The sequence below is a fragment of the Erwinia sp. PME.40.26/001 genome (genome assembly GCF_055556675.1).
The window spans coordinates 1-253 of sequence record NZ_JBVHNP010000306.1; the positions used below are offsets into that span (position 1 = coordinate 1).

Annotated in this window: 1 tRNA gene; it reads left to right on the plus strand. The window is 61.7% G+C overall.

Going from position 1 to position 253, the window contains the following annotated elements:
* The first annotated feature begins 120 nt into the window (after nucleotides 1-120).
* Nucleotides 121-192, plus strand: a tRNA-Thr gene (locus ACZ3HG_RS24300).
* Nucleotides 193-253 lie beyond the last annotated feature (61 nt).

Below are 253 nucleotides of genomic sequence, written 5' to 3' on the forward strand. Positions count from 1 at the left end.
GCACGGTCGCCATCGACCCGATCACCTGGCTCCGCGCGAACGCCGGACGTCACTCGCTCGATTAGAAGAGGCTGCCAAGCTCTGATATTCTCTTCTAGTTGCCCGGAGCGATCCGGGTACGCCCCGATAGCTCAGTGGCAGAGCACTTCCATGGTAAGGAAGGGGTCGTCAGTTCAATCCTGACTCGGGGCTCACAGCATCTCTCTCAAGGGGATGCCGCGCGGCGGGGTAGCTCAGTTGGTGAGAGCGCACG